This window comes from Pseudomonas sp. COR18 (assembly GCF_048568395.1).
GTDB lineage: Bacteria > Pseudomonadota > Gammaproteobacteria > Pseudomonadales > Pseudomonadaceae > Aquipseudomonas > Aquipseudomonas fuscovaginae_B.
This window is the reverse complement of the sequence record NZ_CP183808.1, coordinates 3,184,149-3,202,960: the sequence shown is the minus strand read 5'-3', so window position 1 is coordinate 3,202,960 and position 18,812 is coordinate 3,184,149. Positions and strand designations below refer to the sequence as shown.

Here is an 18,812-nt window from a genome sequence, read left to right as displayed (position 1 = left end):
TGTAAGCAAAGGCTTACATGCCAACCCCGCCTCAGAACTGCTCGGCATCGAGCAGGAACAGCGATTCGCTACCCGCCTTCACCGACGCCGTCAGCGAGTGGATGCGCGGCAGCAGGCGGGCGAAATAGAACCGCGCGGTGCCCAGCTTGCTCGCGTAGAACGCACCTTCCCTGTCCTTGCCCAGGGCGGCCCGGGCCATCAGGGCCCACATGTAGGCATAGGCGGTATAGCCGAAGGTGTGCAGGTATTCGACCGATGCCGCACCGATCTCGTTCGGGTTGGTTCCGGAACGGTCGAGCACCCAGTCGGTCAGCTCGTCGAGGTTGTCCAGCGCCGCCGCCAGGGGCTTGGTGAACTCGGCCAGATTGGCGCTCGCGGTATCGATGAAGTGCCGCACTTCCTCGGCGAACAGGCGGTAGTAGGCACCGCCGCTGCCGACGATCTTGCGGCCTACCAGGTCCAGCGCCTGGATGCCGTTGGTGCCCTCGTAGATCTGGGTGATGCGCACGTCACGCACCAGTTGCTCCTGGCCCCACTCGCGCACGTAACCATGACCACCGAAAACCTGCTGGCCGTGCACCGTGACCTCCAGCCCCAGGTCGGTCAGGAATGCCTTGGCCACCGGCGTCAGCAAGGCCACCAGTTCATCGGCACGCTTGCGGGCCGCCGCGTCCTCGCTGAACTTGGCAGTGTCCAATTGCATCGCCACGTAGGTGGAGAAGGCACGGCCGCCCTCGTTCGCCGCCTTCATGGTCAACAGCATGCGGCGCACGTCCGGATGCACGATGATCGGGTCGGCCGCCTTGTCCTTGGCCTTCGGCCCGGTCGGCGAACGGCTCTGCAGGCGGTCGCGGGCGTATTCGATCGCGTTCTGGTAGGAGCGCTCGCCGGAAGCCAGGCCCTGGATGCCGACACCCAGGCGCTCGTAGTTCATCATGGTGAACATCGCCGCCAAGCCCTTGTTCGGCTCGCCCACAAGGTAACCGGTGGCCTCGTCGAAGTTCATCACGCAGGTCGCCGAAGCCTGGATCCCCATCTTGTGTTCGATCGAACCGCAGGTCGCCGGGTTGCGCGCGCCCAGGCTGCCATCGGCGTTGACCAGGAACTTCGGCACCAGGAACAGCGAGATGCCTTTCGGACCGGCCGGCGCGTCGGGCAGCTTGGCCAGTACCAGGTGGATGATGTTTTCGGTCAGGTCATGCTCGCCACCGGTGATGAAGATCTTGGTCCCGCTGATCTTGTACGAGCCGTCCGCCTGCGGCTCGGCCTTGGTGCGGATGATCCCCAGGTCGGTGCCGGCGTGGGGTTCGGTCAGGCACATGGAACCGGCCCATAGACCGGCGTACATGTTCGGCAGGTAGGTGGCCTTGAGCTCTTCGCTGGCATGGGTGTTGATCGACACGCAGGCGCCGGAGGTCAGCATCGGGTACAGGCCGAAGGCGAGGCTGGACGAGTTGATCATTTCCTCGACCTGCGCCGAAACGGCCTTGGGCATGCCCATGCCGCCAAACTGCGGATCACCGCCGACACCGACCCAGCCGCCTTCGGCGTAGGTCTGATAGGCCTGTGGGAAACCGCTGGGCGTACGGACCACGCCATTGTCCCAGCGGCAGCCTTCCTCGTCGCCGCCACGGCTCAGGGGCGCGATGCTCTTGGCGGTGACCTTGCCGGCTTCCTCGAGAATCGCCTCGACGGTTTCCTCATCGACGGTCTCGGCCAGGGCAGGCAGTTGGGCCCAGAGATTGCCGACCTCGAAGACTTCATTGAGGACGAAGCGCATATCGCGCAGGGGCGCTTTGTAGTCAGCCATGGCAAACCTCGCAAGATCTAGAACGATAGGGCCCGCGCGGGGCCGATTTCCGAAGGCTTGAGTGTACCTTAACAACTTTTCAGACACATAGGGTCATCACGTGACGTTTTGGTTATTTTTAGTCACAACGCTATGCAGGAGTTTTGGAGTGAATGTTCTGACCTCTTCGCGGGCAAGGCGGTGCGGCGACCCGACTTGCCCGCGAAGGTCCTTCAAGCCTCATCCATCGATTACAGGGCAAACAGATCCGCCGGCAACCGCATCAGGCTCTCGCTCCCCGCTTCCACCGCCGCCCGATGAGCGGCGGTGCGCGGCAGCAATCGCTTGAAGTAGAACTCGCACGTCGCCAGCTTGCCCCGGCAATAATCCGCGTCGCCACTGCCCTCTTCCAACTGCGCCTGGGCCACCAGCGCCATGCGCAGCCACAGGTAGGCCAGGACGATGTAACCGCTGTACATCAGGTAATCCACCGCCGCCGCGCCGACCTCATCCGGATTCTGCATGGCCGCCTTGCCGACCAGCAGCGTCAGCTCGCCCCACTCCCGGTTCAACTGATCGAGCCGCGTCACATGAGCGCCAAGCTGCCCGTGCCCGGCATTGGCCTCGCAGAACTTGTGCACGATCCGGGTAAAGCCGCGCAGCAGCTTGCCCTGGCTGCCGAGCACCTTGCGCCCCAGCAGGTCCAGGGCCTGGATGCCATTGGTGCCTTCGTAGATCGGCGCGATGCGGCAATCGCGCACCAGTTGTTCCATGCCCCACTCACGGATGAAGCCGTGACCGCCGAACACCTGCATGCCGTGGTTGGTCACCTCCAGCCCGGTCTCGGTCATGAACGCCTTGCAGATCGGGGTCAGGAATGCCAGCAGGTCCTCGGCCTCCTGGCGCTGCTCGGGCTGGGCGGCGCGATGGGCGATATCCAGCCACTGTGCGGTGAAATAGGTCAGTGCCCGGTTACCTTCGTTGAACGCCTTCATGGTCAGCAGCATGCGCCGTACGTCCGGGTGCACGATGATCGGGTCGGCGGCCTTGTCCGGCGCCTTGGGGCCGGTCAGCGAACGCATCTGCAAACGCTCGCTGGCGTAGCGGACCGCGCCCTGGAAGCTGGTTTCGCCCAGGCACAGGCCCTGCATGCCGGTACCGAGGCGGGCATGGTTCATCATGGTGAACATGCAGTTGAGGCCCTTGTTCGCCTCACCGATCAGAAAGCCCCTGGCAGCATCGAAGTTCAGCACGCAGGTGGCCGAGGCCTTGATGCCCATCTTGTGCTCGATGGAGCCGCAGCTCACCCCGTTGCGCTCGCCCGCCTCGCCGGCCGCATCGGGCAGGAACTTGGGCACGATGAACAGCGAGATACCCTTGGTACCGGCCGGCGCGTCCGGCAACTTGGCCAGCACCAGGTGCACGATGTTGCGGCTCATGTCGTGCTCGCCGGCGGAAATGAAGATCTTGCTCCCGGACACCGCATAGCTGCCATCGGCCTGGGGCACGGCGCGGGTCTTGATCAGCCCCAGGTCGGTGCCGCAGTGGGCTTCGGTCAGGCACATGGTGCCGGTCCATTCGCCGGCGGTCAGCCTGCTCAGGTAGGTCTGTTTCTGTTGCTCGGTACCGTGGGCATGAATCGCCGACATGGCGCCGTGGGTCAGCCCCGGGTACATGCCCCAGGAAGTGTTGCTGGAACCAATCATTTCGCTGATCACCAGCCCCAGCGACTGCGGCAGGCCCTGCCCGCCATACTGCGGATCGGCCGCCAGGCCATGCCAGCCGGCCTCGACGTACTGGGCAAAGGCCTGCTTGAAACCCTTGGGCGTGGTCACCACGCCATTGTCGAAATGGCAGCCCTCTTCATCGCCGGAGCGGTTCAGCGGTGCCAGCACCTGTTCACAGAATTTCGCACCTTCCTCCAGGATCGCCCCGACCATGTCCGGGCTGGCATCGCTGGCGCCGAGGCGTTCGTAATGGGCGTGGAAATCGAAAACATGGTCGAGCAGAAAGCGCATGTCGCGTAGCGGGGCTTTGTAGTCAGGCATGGTCGTTTCTCCGGCAGCAGATGATTCAACCTACTGTCGGCGCCCGCCCCCGGGCAATCACAGTCCAGCCGCTGAATGCTCCACCATCACTCAGCCCACGGCTTCCTTGGTCCGCACCGCGCCGCGCTTGGCGGTCTGCCCGGCGGCCATGACGCAGTTGCGCCCGGCCCCCTTGGCGGCATAGAGCGCCTGGTCGGCGGACTTGAGCACTTCGTCCGGGGTGCGCTGATCCAGCTGGCGCTCGGCGACGCCGATACTGATCGTCACCGACACACTCGACGCACCACCGCCCGAACGGCGCTGGCGGCCTTGCTGGTCGTCCTGCGGGCGGCTGTCCGGGTTGCGCAGTTGAATGCTGTAGTTGGCGATCACCTCACGGATCACCTCCAGGTGCGGCAGGCATTCTTCAAGGCTCTTGCCGGCGAACACCACCGCGAATTCCTCGCCACCGTAGCGGTAGGCCCGGCCGCCGCCGCTGACCTTCGCCAGCTTGCTCGCGACCAGCCGCAAGACCTGGTCACCGACGTCGTGGCCATGGGTGTCGTTGAATTTCTTGAAGTGGTCGACGTCGGTCATCGCCAACACGTAGTTGCGCCCCAGGCGCTGCATCCGCTCGTTGAGCGCGCGACGGCCGGGCAGCCCGGTCAGTTCATCGCGGAACGCCATCTGATAGGCCTCGTGGGCCACCGCCGCGGCGATCATCAGCATCACCTGGCTGCACATGATGTTCAGGGTGAACGGCAGGATGAAGGTCATCGGCAGCATCCAGAACAGGCCCAGCAGGCCGATCAGTTGGGCCGCATGCAGCGGCCGCGGGTTGCGCCAGTACTGCACGGTCAGCAGCAGGAACGCCGCGAGGAACACCGGGTAGGACAACTGGATCAGGCTCATCCACGCCCCATGCAATGCGGGCCAGCGGATTTCCGCCAGCCAGCCGAGCAGGGCTTCCGGGTAACTCTGCTCCAGGCCCAGGGCCACGCTGCCCACCGCCAGCAGCACGGCAAACCGCGCGATCATGTCCTGGAACAGGTGCGTGCGCTCCTGCCAGGCGGCGAACACGCCGAACAGCAGTGGCAACAGCAGGCAGACCAGGTGGAAAACCACTGCGGCATCCTGTCGGACCCTGCCATGGTCGCGGTAGTAATCGGCCTGGGTGGAAAGCAGGAAGTAGGCGATGTACACCGTGATCATCAGGAACAGTTCGCGCTGGCGCCGATAGACCGCGCAATAGGAACCGCCGAGCAACAGCACCAGGGTCGGCAGAACGTTGAACAGCGAAGTGAAGAAGACGTTGAGATCCTTGACGTAGGCCGCCGCGAGCCCCGCAAGCAACAACATGACGGAGGGTAGAAAATGACTGGCATGTACAGCAGGAGAACGCGGCAAGGGTAAAGCTCCGACCGGCAGATTCAATAGATGGCATTGTGCCTTTATTTGCGCGAGTAAAGCACAAAGAATGTGACAGAGATCACGAATCCTCTCTCTTTAACGGCAGGTCTCGGCTTCTTCTTAGCGTTTTAGTCAGGAATTTTCGCTATTGACGCCAATAAATCGGCAATGCCGAAAAGCGCCCACAAAAAAGCCGCTTCCCCCGAAGGAGAAGCGGCTTTTCGAGGTCACTCCGGCAGGGCTCAGTAGCCCAGGCTGAAGTGCTCTTCCTGCATGTCCATCAGGTTGTTGGCGCCCGACAGCATGGTGGCCACGTGGGTACGGGTGCGCGGCAGGATGCGCTGGAAGTAGAAGCGCGCGGTCTGCAACTTGGCGGTGTAGAACGCCTCGTCGCTGGTACCCGCGGCCAGTTTCTCCGCGGCCAGGCGGGCCATGTCGGCCCAGAAGTAGGCCAGGCAGGCGTAGCCGGAGTACATCAGGTAATCCACCGAAGCGGCACCGACTTCCTCGCGGTCCTTCATCGCGGCCATGCCCACTTTCATGGTCAGCTCGCCCCACTCCTTGTTCAACGCGGCCAGTGGCGCAACGAACTCGCTGACCGCCTCGTTGCCTTCGTTGGCCTGGCAGAACTTATGGACGATCTTGGTGAAACCCTTGAGGGCCTCGCCCTGGGTCATCAGCACCTTGCGACCCAGCAGGTCGAGGGCCTGGATGCCGGTGGTGCCTTCGTACAGCATAGAGATACGGCTGTCGCGAACGTTCTGCTCCATGCCCCACTCGGCGATGAAGCCGTGGCCACCGTAGATCTGCAGGCCATGGTTGGCGGCTTCGAACCCGACTTCGGTCATGAACGCCTTGGCGATCGGCGTCATGAACGCCAGTAGCGCGTCGGCTTTCTTCTTCTCTTCCTCGTCCTGGCTGTACTTGACGATATCCACCTGCTTGGCGGTGAAGTACACCATCGCCCGGTTACCCTCGGCGAAGGCCTTCGTGGTCAGCAGCATGCGACGCACGTCAGGGTGCACGATGATCGGGTCAGCGGCCTTGTCCGGCGCTTTCGGACCGGTCAGAGAGCGCATCTGCAGGCGTTCGCGTGCGTACTTCAGGCCACCCTGGAAACCGATTTCGGCGTGAGCCAGGCCTTGCAGCGCGGTACCCAGGCGAGCGGTGTTCATGAAGGTGAACATGCAGTTCAGGCCCTTGTTCGGCGGGCCGATCAGGAAGCCGGTGGCGCCGTCGAAGTTCATCACGCAGGTGGCGTTGCCGTGGATGCCCATCTTGTGTTCGATGGAACCGCAGGACACGGCGTTGCGCTGGCCGACCGAACCGTCGGCGTTGGGCAGGAACTTGGGCACGATGAACAGCGAAATGCCCTTGGTGCCGGCCGGTGCGTCCGGCAGGCGGGCCAGGACGATATGGACGATGTTGTCCGCCATGTCGTGCTCACCGGCCGAGATGAAGATCTTGGTCCCGCTGACCTTGTAGGAACCGTCGGCCTGGGGCTCGGCCTTGGTGCGCAGCATGCCCAGGTCGGTGCCGCAGTGCGGTTCGGTCAGGCACATGGTGCCGGTCCACTCGCCGGACACCAGCTTGGTCAGGTAGGCCTCCTGCTGTTCAGGGGTACCGTGTTCGGAAATGGTGTTCATCGCACCATGGGACAGGCCCGGGTACATGCCCCACGACCAGTTGGCCTCACCGACCATCTCGCTGATCGCCAGGCCCAGAGACTCCGGCAGACCCTGGCCGCCGTGCTCGACGTCGTGAGCCAGGCTCGGCCAGCCACCTTCGACGAACTGCTTGTAGGCTTCCTTGAAGCCGCTCGGGGTCTTCACGCCCGATTCGCTCCAGGTGCAGCCTTCGGTATCACCAACACGGTTCAGCGGAGCCAGGACCTGTTCGCAGAACTTGGCGCCTTCCTCGAGGATGGCGTTGACCATATCCGGAGTAGCGTCCTGGCAAGCCGGCAGGCTCTGATAGTGCGCTTCGTAGCCAAGCAGTTCGTCACGAACGAAGCGAATATCACGCAAGGGGGCCTTGTAGTCAGGCATAGCGATAAACCTCTGCTGATGAAACCTGGAATAAGCGACCGCGTCGATTTGCCACGCCGGTCAAACAGTTGTTTGAAACATACGTTTGCGCCAAAGCCTTGTCAAGCGTCGTTCATGAGCCATTGGTCATACAGGCCGACAATAGGCGCGGGAAATCGCCGGCAGCCCCGCAGGCAGCGGCTGGCAACAGGGAAAGAATAGTCGAGAGGATGATCTGGCGAGCGGACGCATCGAACGCCAAGCGCCACTGACGCCGGGTATCGAGGCAAAACAAGGGGTATGCGCATGACAAAACGGGCGCTGTCGCGCCCGGATGGGGATTACGCCGGAGCGATCAGGCGTAGGTGTCGATCAGCGTGCCGAGGGCCTTGTCCGCGGCCTTCTCGACCTTGGTCCCCAGTTCGACCTGGAGCTTGCCCTGGGACAGGTCGACCAGACTGTTCGACAGGTCCTGCTGGCTACGGTCCAGCGACAGCAGCCGTTCGACCTGGGAGTCGGAGGACTGGCTCTTCAGCGAACGCTCGACAGTGGTGTTGGCGATCTGGCCGGCGGCCTGGTCGACACGGTTCTGCCCGGACTGAATAGTGCTCAGACCGGCATAAAAAGCGGTGCTACCTGAGATTTCCATGGGCGAACTCGACTGTACGAAACCATTACAGGCTGCATTGAAGCAGAACCCGGGCAAAAACGCCCGTCAAAAACACTAATGGCACAATGCCTGGCAATAGGCAAAAGCTAGCGCCTGGTATCGGGCATCAGTCCAGCAGATCCAGCTGCAAGTGCTCTGCCACGGCCTGTGCGGTCGCTGCCTTGAGGCGCGGCACGCGTCCCAGGCACGGCGCCGGCAGGCGCTCGGCCAGCGTCGCGAGGTTTTCTTCCAGACGAGAGGTCTTCGGATCGATGATGTTGGCCACCCAACCGGCCAACTGCAGGCCATCGCGGGCAATCGCTTCGGCGGTCAGCAGGGCGTGACTGATGCACCCCAGGCGTACGCCCACCACCAGGATCACCGGCAACCCCAGGCCACAGGCCAAGTCCGACAGATTGGCCTGGTCGGCCAGGGGTACCCGCCAACCGCCGGCCCCTTCGATCAGGGTGAAATCGGCCTGCAGCGCGAGAATCTCGCGCATCGGCTCCAGCAGTGATTGCACCGTCAGCGCCACGCCGGCTTCGCGCGCCGCCAGGTGCGGGGCGATGGCCGGCTCGAGCGCCACCGGGTTGACCTGCGCGTAGGACAACGGCAACGAGCACTCGGCCAGCAACGCCAGGGCATCGGCGTTACGCAGGCCCAGGGGGTCACCTCGCAACCGGACGCCACCGGCTTGCCCGCCGCGGTGCTCAGGCCGGCCGCCCGGGCCGCATGCAGCAGGCCGGCGGCGATGGTGGTCTTGCCGACATCGGTATCGGTCCCGGCAATGAAATAGGCTGCGCTCATAGCGGCTTCTCCAACACGGCGTAGACCACCTGGTAAGTCGCCGGCAGCCCCTGCGCCTGGCGAAATTGTTCATAGGCGTCGATCAGGCCGAGCACCCGCGCGCGTCCGGTCAGCCCGCCCGGCCGTCCGGGGTTGAGGTTGTGCGCACCGAGCGCCTTGAGCTCGTGGGTCAGGCTGCGCACGTCCGGGTAGAACAGCACCTGCGGCCGGCTTTCCAGGCTCACCACGCGCAAGCCGCTGGCCGCGCACAGGCGCTGGTACTCGGCGAACTCGCGAAAGCGATTGACGTGAACCAGACCATCCACGGCCCGCCAGCTCTCACGCAGCTCATGCAGGGTGCCGACACACAGACTGGCGAACGCCATCACGCCGCCCGGGCGCAACACTCGCCGCGCCTCGTCGAGCACGGCGGCAAAGTCGGCACACCACTGTACGGCCAGGCTGGAGAACACCAGGTCGCAACACTGCGCCTGCAGCGGCAGCCGCTCGGCATCACCGGCGATGAAATGTCGCGCGCCGCCCAGGGGCCGGGCGTGTTCGAGCATGCCCTCGGCGATATCCAGGGCCAGGCCCTGCTCTTCACCAAAACGGCCGCCCAGGGCCCGGGTGAAGTAGCCGGTACCGCAGCCGACATCGAGCCAGCGCGAAGGGCTGAACTGCTCCGGCAGGCGCCGCAACAACTCGTCACCGACATCGCGCTGCAACTGGGCCACGCTGTCGTAACTGGCGGCCGCACGGGAAAACGAGGCGGCGACCTGGCGCTTGTCGGGCAGGCCGCCCGGCAACGGCGGACGAGAAAGATCAGTCATCGGCGCACTCGTGCAAAAAGGCCTGGATAGCCCCGGCCACTCCATGGGGGTCTTCCAGAAGAAACGCATGGCCGGCCTGTTCGATCAGGCCGACTTCGACATCCGGCAACAACGCCAGCAACTCGCCCGCCGCCTCGGCCGGCACCAGGCCGTCGAGCCCGGCAAACAGGTGCAACTGCGGGCCGCCATAGGTTTGCAGGGCCTCGCGGGTGTCCAGCTGTGCCAACACTTCAAGCCCACTGAGCAGAACCTCGGGGCTGCTGTGCGGTGCCCCGCCCAGGAGCACCCGCGATTGCCCGCGCGGGTCCGACGAGCCCTGGGCGCACAGCAGGCTGAAGCGCTTGAGGGTGGCCTGGGGCTGCGCGCGACAGCCGCCCAGGAACTGCTCGAAGGTGTCCCCGGCCATGGCGCCGGACCAGCCGTCACCGGCCACGAAACGCGGATTGCTCGCCAGCGTCAGCAGGCCGCAGCAACGATCGCCACGGCGGGCCGCCAGTTCCGCAGCCAGCATGCCGCCGAGCGACCAGCCGCCCAGCCAGGTGTTCTCCGGCAGGCTGGCATCGAGCACCTCGATCCACTCCGTCAGTTCGCCGCCGGCAAGCGCCGGCAGCGGCTCGATCTCCACCCGCAGGTGCTCGTCCAGACCGCGCAAGGCCGCCGCCAAGGGTTCCAGCGGCGAAATGCCAAGGCCCCAGCCGGGCAACAGAATCAGACGATCACGCATGAGGTGGCTCCAACGGCTCATGGGGCCCCAGCAATCTGGAACACTCTGCCAATGCTTCTAACAATAGCCGCACCTGCGCCTCGCTGTGGGCGGCGGTCAGCGTGACCCGCAGGCGCGCACTGCCGGCCGGTACGGTCGGCGGCCGAATCGCCGTAACCATCAGCCCGCGTTCGCGCAGCAGTTGCGAGAAGCGCAGCGCCCGGCCGGCATCACCGATCAGGATCGGCTGGATCGGCGTGAAACTGTCCATCAACTCCAGGCCGATCTGCTGCGCCCCCTCGCGGAACTGGCGGATCAGCGCGTCCAGATGCTGCCGACGCCAATGTTCGCTGCGCAGCAGTTCCAGGCTTTTCAGCGTGGCGCAGGCCAGCGCCGGCGGCTGGCTGGTGGTGTAAATGTAGGGCCGGGCGAACTGCACCAGGCTTTCGATCAGTTCTTCGCTGCCGGCGACGAACGCACCCGCCGTGCCGAATGCCTTGCCCAGGGTGCCGACCAGCACCGGTACGTCTTCCTGGCTCAGGCCGAAGTGCTCGACGATACCGCCGCCCTGGGCGCCCAGAGGGCCGAAACCGTGGGCGTCGTCGACCATCAGCCAGGCGCCGCGGGCACGGGTTTCACGGGCCAGGGCCGGCAGGTCGGCGATATCGCCATCCATGCTGAACACCCCGTCGGTGACCACCAGCGTATTGCCGGTGGCTTTTTCCAGGCGCTTGGCGAGGCTGGCCGGATCGTTGTGCAGGTAGCGATTGAACCGTGCACCCGAGAGCAGCCCGGCATCCAGCAATGATGCGTGATTGAGACGATCTTCCAGCACCGTATCGCCCTGCCCGACCAGCGCCGTGACCGCGCCGAGGTTGGCCATGTAGCCGGTACTGAACAGCAGCACCCGGGGCCGCCCGGTGAACTCGGCCAGAGCCTCCTCCATGGCATGGTGCGGGCCGCTGTGGCCGATCACCAGATGCGACGCACCGCCGCCCACGCCCCAGCGCGCGGCACCGGCCTGCCAGGCCTCGATGACTTGCGGGTGATTGGCCAGGCCCAGGTAATCGTTATTGCAGAAAGCCAACAGGGGCTGGCCATCGACCACCACTTCCGGGCCCTGCGGGCTTTCGAGCAGCGGACGCTGGCGATAGAGGTTTTGCGCACGACGGGCGGCCAGGCGTGCGGACAGATCGAAGGACATGGGCGCCTCGCAGATGCAATCTGAAGAACACCGCCTGGTCCCGGCTGCGCCGCCCCTGTAGGAGCCGGGCTTGCCCGCGAAGCTTTTAGCGATCGAGAGGACGCATTCGCGGGCAAGCCCGGCTCCTACAGAGATCGGCGCAGCCAAGGGCCGGGCGGTGTTCCGTTGGAAAAGCGGTGTGGATCAGACTGCGGCGTTGTAGAACTGCTCGCTGCTCTTCTGCTCCACCAGCGCCTGCTCGATAGCCGCCTGGTGCACTTCGTCGGCATGTTCCTCGCGGGCTTCGGGCTGGATACCCAGTCGGGCGAACAGGCGCATGTCCTTGTCGGCCTGCGGGTTGGCGGTGGTCAGCAGCTTCTCGCCATAGAAGATCGAGTTGGCGCCGGCGAAGAACGCCAGGGCCTGCATCTGTTCGTTCATCGCCTCGCGGCCCGCCGACAGGCGCACGTGGGACTTGGGCATGAGAATCCGCGCCACCGCCAGCATGCGGATGAAGTCGAACGGATCGACATCCTCGGCATTCTCCAGTGGCGTACCGGCGACCTTCACCAGCATGTTGATCGGCACCGACTCCGGGTGCTCCGGCAGGTTGGCCAGCTGGATCAGCAGGCCGGCCCGGTCGTCGAGGGACTCGCCCATGCCGAGGATGCCGCCGGAACAGATCTTCATCCCGGCATCGCGCACGTAGGCCAGGGTCTGCAGACGCTCGCTGTAGGTGCGGGTGGTGATGATGCTGCCGTAGAACTCCGGCGAGGTGTCGAGGTTGTGGTTGTAGTAGTCCAGGCCGGCTTCGGCCAGCGCGGCGGTCTGCTCCTGATCCAGCCGCCCCAGCGTCATGCAGGTTTCCAGGCCCATGGCCTTCACGCCCTTGACCATCTCCAGCACGTACGGCATGTCCTTGGCCGACGGGTGCTTCCACGCCGCGCCCATGCAGAAGCGGGTCGAACCGATGGCCTTGGCCCGGGCAGCCTCCTCCAGGACCTTCTGCACTTCCAGCAGCTTTTCCTTTTCCAGCCCGGTGTTGTAATGACCGGACTGCGGGCAGTACTTGCAGTCTTCCGGGCAGGCGCCGGTCTTGATCGACAGCAGGGTCGACACTTGCACGCGGTTGGCGTCGAAGTGCGCGCGGTGCACGGTCTGGGCCTGGAACAGCAGGTCGTTGAACGGCTGCTCGAACAGTGCCTTGACCTCGGCCAGGGACCAATCGTGACGCAAAGTGGCGGTAGTGCTGGCACTCATCGCTGGAGTTCCTTGTTTTATGCTGGGCAAGCGGCCGGGGCGACAGCCACGACCACGACACGGATGCCGGCATATTTAAGGAAGCGACATGGACTGTCAACCACATCACAAACGACAGGTTTACATCTGGCTAAAAAACAACCAGAACTGTCTGCTCTGCGACGAGCCCAGCGACAACCTCCATCCATTGTGCAGCCCCTGCGAAAGCGAACTGCCCTGGCTGCTGGAATACTGCCAGACCTGCGCCCTGCCCTTGCCGATGGCCGGCCTGACCTGCGGCCATTGCCTGAAACAGCCGCCCAGCTTCGAGCAGGTCATCGCCCCCTGGACCTACCAGTTCCCGGTCGACAGCCTGATCACCCGCTTCAAGCACCAGAGCCAGTGGCCGCTGGGACGCCTGCTGGCCGAACTACTGGCCCTGGCCCTGCGCGAACGCTTCGACCACGGCCTGCCGCGACCGGACCTGCTGCTGCCGGTGCCCATGGCCGTGAAACGGCAACGCCAGCGCGGCTACAACCAGGCCGCGATGTTGATGAACTGGCTTGGCAGAAGCCTGGAGATTCCGACAGATGAGCACCGTTTACTGCGTATTCAGGACACCGTCGCCCAGCAGGAACTGGACGCCAGGGCGCGCCGGCGCAACCTGCTGAACGCCTTCGCCCTGGCCCCCGGCGTTTCGGTCGCAGGCCTGCACCTGGCGCTGGTCGACGACGTGCTGACCACCGGCGCCACCGCCGAAAGCCTGGCGCGCCTGCTGCTGCGGGCCGGCGCCCGACGGGTCGATGTCTACTGCCTGGCCCGCACGCCCAAGCCGGGAGCACCGGCTTGACGCCCGCCACGCCAGCGGGCACTTTCGAAGGCACCTCCTTGAAAACACTGCCACCACCGCCCATGTCCCTGCCCGTCCTGCTGACCCAATACATCGCCCGTCGCCCACAGCGCATCGCCCTGTTGCAACACATCGCCGAGCAGGGCTCGATCACCCGCGCGGCGAAAAGCGCGGGCCTGAGCTACAAGGCCGCCTGGGATGCCATCGACGAGCTGAACAACCTGGCGCACAAGCCGTTGGTGGAACGCAGTGTCGGCGGCAAGGGCGGCGGCGGGGCGAAACTGTCGACTGAGGGCGAGCGGGTGTTGCGTCTCTATCAACGCCTGCAGACGATCCAGGCGCAGGTGCTGGAAGCCGCCGAGGACGCCAGCGACCTCGACCTGCTCGGACGCCTGATGTTGCGCACCAGCGCCCGCAACCAGTTGCACGGCACCGTGGTCGGCATCGACAGCCATGGACGCAACGACCTGGTACGACTGGAACTGGCCGCGGGCCTGACCCTGCAGGCGCAGATCACCCACGACAGCACCCTGCGGCTGGAACTGGAAACCGGCACCCAGGTGGTCGCCCTGATCAAGGCCGGCTGGCTGGAACTGCTCGCCCCGCAGGCCTCGGCAACACCTGGAAACAATTGTCTGGACGGTATCGTCGAGGACATTCTGGAAGACGAAAACGGTTCTGCCGAGGTCAGAATCACCTTGCCTAACGGACAGACGCTGTGCGCCCTGACCACCGCGCAAAAGCTCGCGGCCCTGGGTTTGACCGGCGGGAGCGCGGTGCGGGCGCAGTTTGCGCCCGCCTTCGTGTTGCTGGGTACGCCACTTTGACGCTTTCGCGGGCAAGCCATGCTCCTACAAGGTACGGACGGCATTCTGCAGCCGGCGGTGGGTGGGCGAAACATTCCGACTTTTTCCTGCAACAAATCCGTCATCCGCGCTGATTAAGGTGACTGCCTAACCGCAGGGAGCCTGACGATGAGCCTATTAGAAGACAACCAATCCACCGACCTCGAGCAGATGGTCGGCCTCAGCCGCCGTGGCTTCATCAGTGCCGGTGCCCTGTGCGGCGCGGCACTGTTCCTCGGCGGCAACCTGCTGACCCGCAGCGTGATGGCTGCCAGCGTCAGCGCCGCCACCGGCAAGCTGCTGGGTTTCGACAGCATTGCCGCCGCCACCGGCGACCAACTGAGCCTGCCGCCCGGCTACACCAGTTCGGTACTGATCAGTTGGGGCCAGCCACTGGAGAAGAACGGTCCGGCCTTCGACCCGAGCGGCAACGGCACCGCCAAGGCCCAGGAAGTCCAGTTCGGCGACAACAACGACGGCATGAGCCTGTTCCCCTTCCCCGGCGACGACCATCGCGCGCTGATGGCGATCAACAACGAATACACCAACTACCGCCACCTCTACGCTCACGGTGGCCAGCCGCAGTCGCTGGAAGACGTGCACAAGGCCCAGGCCAGCGAAGGCGTGTCGGTGATCGAGATTCAGCGCAAGGACGACCAGTGGCACTTCGTCCAGGGCTCGCCCTACAACCGGCGCATCCACGGCAACACGCCGATCCGCATCGGCGGCCCGGCGGCCGGTCATCCCTGGCTGCAGACCCGCGCCGACAAGCAGGGGCGCAAGGTGCTCGGCACCTTCCAGAACTGCGCCAACGGCAAGACGCCGTGGGGCACCTACCTGACCTGCGAGGAAAACTTCACCGACTGCTTCGGCAGCAGCAATGCCGAGCAGAAGTTCGATGCCGCGCAGAAACGCTACGGTGTGGTGGCCGCGAGCAAGGAGATCGGCTGGCACGTCCACGACCCGCGCTTCGACCTGGCCCTGAACCCCAACGAGTTGAACCGTCATGGCTGGGTGGTGGAGATCGACCCGTTCGATCCGCAGTCCACGCCGGTCAAGCGCACCGCCCTCGGCCGCTTCAAGCACGAGAACGCCGCTCTCGCCGAAACCCGCGACGGTCGTGCGGTGGTCTACATGGGCGACGATGAGCGCGGCGAGTTCATCTACAAGTTCATCAGCCGCGACCGCATCAACCACAAGAACCCCAAGGCCAACCGCGACCTGCTCGACCACGGCACCCTGTACGTGGCGCGCTTCGACAACGGCGACGGCAACCCGGATCGGCCCAGGGGCAAGGGTGAGTGGGTCGAACTGAGCTTCGGCAGGAACGGCATCGATGCCGACAGCGGCTTTGCCAGCCAGGCCGAGGTGCTGATCCATGCCCGCCTCGCCGCCAGCGTGGTCAAGGCCACCCGCATGGACCGCCCGGAGTGGATCGTCGTCAGTCCCATCGATGGCCAGGTGTATTGCACCCTGACCAACAACGCCAGGCGCGGCGAGGACGGCCAGCCGGTGGGTGGGCCGAACCCGCGGGAGAAGAACGTCTACGGCCAGATCCTGCGCTGGCACGCCGCCGGCAACGATCACGGCGCCCCAACCTTCGAATGGGACCTGTTCGTGGTCGCCGGCAACCCCGGCGTGCATGCCGGGACGCCCAAGGGTGGCTCGTCGAACATCACCCCGCAGAACATGTTCAACAGCCCCGATGGCCTGGGCTTCGACAAGGCCGGGCGGTTGTGGATCCTCACCGATGGCGACTACAGCAACGCCGGTGACTTCGCCGGCATGGGCAACAACCAGATGCTCTGTGCCGACCCGGCGAGTGGCGAGATCCGCCGTTTCATGGTCGGCCCGGTCGGCTGCGAGGTGACCGGCATCAGCTTCGCGCCAGACCAGAAGACCCTGTTCGTCGGCATCCAGCATCCGGGCGAGAACGGCGGCTCGACCTTTCCCGAGCACCTGCCCAATGGCAAGCCACGGTCGTCGGTGATGGCGATTCGGCGGGAGGATGGCGGGATCATCGGCGCCTGACACCCGGCTTTCGCGGGCAAGCGCGCTCCCACAGCGACGGCGTCAAGCGCAGTTGCACCTGTGGAAGCGGGCTTGCCCGCGAAGATGCCCTGACCGCCCACACCATTGCGCTCCCCAGTGCGCTAAGATGCCTGGCCGGACGCGGCAACCTGCTGCGCGCAGGAGCCAACATGTCCCATCCGTTTGATACCCTCACCCCCGACCTGGTACTCGACGCCGTGGAAAGCCTCAGCTTTCTCAGCGATGCCCGGGTACTGGCGCTCAACAGCTATGAAAACCGCGTCTATCAGGTCGGCATCGAAGACAGCGAACCGCTGATCGCCAAGTTCTATCGTCCACAGCGCTGGACCGACGCCGCGATCCTCGAGGAACACCGTTTCACCTTCGAACTGGCCGACTGCGAAGTGCCGGTGGTCGCGCCGCTGCAACACAACGGCGAAAGCCTGTTCGAACACCAGGGCTTCCGCTTCGCCCTGTTCCCACGGCGCGGCGGGCGGGCCCCGGAGCCGGGCAATCTCGACCAGCTCTACCGCCTCGGCCAACTGCTGGGCCGCCTGCACGCGGTCGGCGCCACCCGCCCGTTCGAGCACCGCGAAGCCCTCGGCGTGCAGAACTTCGGTCATGACGCGCTGACCACCCTGCTCGAAGGCGGCTTCATCCCCGGCAGCCTGTTGCCGGCCTACGAGTCGGTGGCCCGTGACCTGCTCAAACGGGTGGAACAGCTCTGCCGCGAAACCCCGCACCGCAACATCCGCCTGCATGGCGACTGCCACCCCGGCAACATGATGTGTCGCGACGAGGTGTTCCACATCGTCGACCTCGACGACTGCCGCATGGGCCCGGCGGTCCAGGACCTGTGGATGATGCTCGCCGGCGACCGCCAGGAATGTCTCGGCCAACTGTCGGAACTGGTCGAGGGCTACAGCGAGTTCCACGACTTCGATCCCCGCGAACTGGCGCTGATCGAACCGCTGCGTGCCCTGCGCCTGATGCACTACAGCGCCTGGCTGGCACGGCGCTGGGACGACCCGGCGTTTCCACGCAGCTTTCCGTGGTTCGGCAGCGAACGCTACTGGGGCGACCAGGTCCTGGCGTTGCGCGAGCAATTGGCGGCGTTGAATGAAGAACCGCTGAAGCTCTTCTGATCGACATACCGACAAGCAACCCGCGACCCGTGTGGCAGCGGGCCTGCTCGCGAAAGCGGCGCATCAGCCGGCACCATCGCTCAATGCCACGACGCAATCGCGAGCCAGCCCGCTCCCACAACGGATCCGTGGTGCCAGCACCACAACGCCATAAATCTCCTTACAATCGCTCCTCTGTCAGCAGCCCAAGCAAGGACTTTGCATGCAAGCCGCCAACCCGCGCCGCGGGTACATCCTCGGCCTCACCGCCTACATCATCTGGGGCCTGTTCCCGATCTACTTCAAGATCATCGCCGCCGTGCCTGCGGTGGAGATCATCATCCACCGCGTGCTCTGGTCGGCCCTGTTCGGCAGCCTGCTGCTGGCCGCCTGGAAACATCCGGGCTGGTGGCGCGAACTGCGCGAGAATCCGCGCCGCCTGGCGATCCTGGCGCTGAGCGGCACGCTGATCGCGGCCAACTGGCTGACCTACGTCTGGTCGGTGAACAACGGGCGCATGCTCGAAGCCAGCCTCGGCTACTACATCAACCCGCTGGTCAACGTGCTGCTGGGAATGTTGCTGCTGGGTGAGCGCCTGCGCCGCCTGCAGTGGATCGCAGTGGGCCTGGCGGCCATCGGCGTGGCCCAGCAGGTGTGGCAGGTCGGCAGCCTGCCCTGGGTCTCGCTGGCACTGGCGCTGACCTTCGGCTTCTACGGCCTGATCCGCAAGCAGGCACCGGTCCAGGCGCTACCCGGCCTGGTGGTGGAAACCTGGATGCTGGTGCCGCTGGCCGTGGGCTGGCTGCTGTTGCATCCGCAAGCGAGCAGTGTCCATCTGGAGTTCTGGAGCAGCCCCCAGTCCTGGTGGCTGGTGGCCGCCGGCCCGGTCACGCTGGTGCCGCTGGTCAGCTTCAACGCCGCCGCCCGCCACCTGCCCTACACCACCCTGGGCTTCCTGCAATACCTGGCGCCAACGCTGGTATTGATGGAGGCCGTGCTGCTGTTCGACGAGCACCTGTCATCCAGCACCCTGACCGCCTTCATGTTCATCTGGGCGGGCCTGGTGGTCTACAGCGTGGATATCTGGCTCAGCCTGCGCAAACGCGGCTGATCAGAAAACGTACAGACGCCTGCAAGCCCCGATCCGCAAGGGCTGCAGGCTTCCATCCCAAGGTTATCCACAAGCCGGTCCACGTCGTTTGTGCACAAGCCCTTGAAACTGCTCGTTTTTTGCTCAACTCTCGGTAAGCCACGGCCCACCTGGCCGGGCGCCGTGTCTCCCCAGCTTATCCACAGGCCCGTCCCCGGTTAACTTGGAT

Annotated in this window: 14 protein-coding genes and 1 pseudogene; 5 read left to right on the top strand and 10 right to left on the bottom strand. The window is 65.0% G+C overall.

The features are described 5' to 3' along the window. Positions 1–31: 31 nt before the first annotated feature. From ACM62G_RS14700 to bioB, 10 genes and pseudogenes are all read right to left on the bottom strand, one after another. Positions 32–1,810 carry an acyl-CoA dehydrogenase C-terminal domain-containing protein gene (locus ACM62G_RS14700; protein ID WP_419737387.1) on the bottom strand — a complete coding sequence of 593 codons (1,779 nt, stop codon included), beginning with the start codon at positions 1,808–1,810 and terminating at the stop codon, positions 32–34. Between the two features lie 230 nt (positions 1,811–2,040). After that, the gene (locus ACM62G_RS14695; protein WP_419737386.1) at positions 2,041–3,837 is read right to left on the bottom strand and encodes an acyl-CoA dehydrogenase C-terminal domain-containing protein; all 1,797 of its coding nucleotides are present in this window, start codon (positions 3,835–3,837) and stop codon (positions 2,041–2,043) included. 90 nt (positions 3,838–3,927) lie between these two features. Next, a complete protein-coding gene (locus tag ACM62G_RS14690) occupies positions 3,928–5,223 on the bottom strand; it encodes a GGDEF domain-containing protein (protein ID WP_054057049.1) in 1,296 nt (431 codons plus the stop codon). Between the two features lie 245 nt (positions 5,224–5,468). Continuing rightward, the gene (locus ACM62G_RS14685; protein ID WP_419737385.1) at positions 5,469–7,274 is read right to left on the bottom strand and encodes a phenylacyl-CoA dehydrogenase; all 1,806 of its coding nucleotides are present in this window, start codon (positions 7,272–7,274) and stop codon (positions 5,469–5,471) included. A 334-nt stretch (positions 7,275–7,608) separates the two neighbouring features. Then, a complete protein-coding gene (locus ACM62G_RS14680) occupies positions 7,609–7,902 on the bottom strand; it encodes a hypothetical protein (RefSeq protein WP_054057051.1) in 294 nt (97 codons plus the stop codon). 127 nt (positions 7,903–8,029) lie between these two features. Next, positions 8,030–8,709: pseudogene (gene bioD, locus ACM62G_RS14675) on the bottom strand (dethiobiotin synthase). Then, positions 8,706–9,518 (bottom strand): malonyl-ACP O-methyltransferase BioC, encoded by an 813-nt coding sequence (gene bioC, locus ACM62G_RS14670; RefSeq protein WP_273825984.1) that lies wholly within the window; start codon positions 9,516–9,518, stop codon positions 8,706–8,708. The pseudogene bioD and the gene bioC overlap by 4 nt, the downstream one beginning before the upstream one ends. Beyond that, positions 9,511–10,242 carry an alpha/beta fold hydrolase gene (locus tag ACM62G_RS14665; RefSeq protein ID WP_273825985.1) on the bottom strand — a complete coding sequence of 244 codons (732 nt, stop codon included), beginning with the start codon at positions 10,240–10,242 and terminating at the stop codon, positions 9,511–9,513. Before ACM62G_RS14665 ends, bioC begins: the two co-directional genes overlap by 8 nt. Beyond that, positions 10,235–11,425, bottom strand: a complete 1,191-nt coding sequence (gene bioF, locus ACM62G_RS14660; protein ID WP_419737384.1) for an 8-amino-7-oxononanoate synthase — start codon at positions 11,423–11,425, stop codon at positions 10,235–10,237. The genes ACM62G_RS14665 and bioF overlap by 8 nt, the downstream gene beginning before the upstream one ends. Positions 11,426–11,608: 183 nt before the next feature. After that, entirely contained in the window at positions 11,609–12,664 is a 1,056-nt protein-coding gene (gene bioB, locus ACM62G_RS14655; protein WP_054059332.1) for a biotin synthase BioB, read from the bottom strand. 88 nt (positions 12,665–12,752) lie between these two features. Here bioB and ACM62G_RS14650 point away from each other — a divergent pair, with 88 nt between their 5' ends. The 5 genes from ACM62G_RS14650 to rarD all read left to right on the top strand — a co-directional run bounded on the left by ACM62G_RS14650 (position 12,753) and on the right by rarD (position 18,604). Next, entirely contained in the window at positions 12,753–13,493 is a 741-nt protein-coding gene (locus ACM62G_RS14650; protein WP_419737383.1) for a double zinc ribbon domain-containing protein, read from the top strand. Between the two features lie 62 nt (positions 13,494–13,555). Further along, complete coding sequence (locus tag ACM62G_RS14645; RefSeq protein ID WP_419737382.1) at positions 13,556–14,320, top strand: TOBE domain-containing protein; 765 nt, start codon at positions 13,556–13,558, stop codon at positions 14,318–14,320. A 147-nt stretch (positions 14,321–14,467) separates the two neighbouring features. Then, positions 14,468–16,369, top strand: coding sequence for a PhoX family protein (locus ACM62G_RS14640; RefSeq protein WP_419737381.1), 1,902 nt, complete (start codon positions 14,468–14,470; stop codon positions 16,367–16,369). Positions 16,370–16,539: 170 nt separating this feature from the next. Continuing rightward, positions 16,540–17,514, top strand: coding sequence for a serine/threonine protein kinase (locus tag ACM62G_RS14635; RefSeq protein WP_419737380.1), 975 nt, complete (start codon positions 16,540–16,542; stop codon positions 17,512–17,514). Positions 17,515–17,716: 202 nt separating this feature from the next. Continuing rightward, positions 17,717–18,604 carry an EamA family transporter RarD gene (gene rarD, locus ACM62G_RS14630; RefSeq protein ID WP_419737379.1) on the top strand — a complete coding sequence of 296 codons (888 nt, stop codon included), beginning with the start codon at positions 17,717–17,719 and terminating at the stop codon, positions 18,602–18,604. Positions 18,605–18,812: the final 208 nt, after the last annotated feature.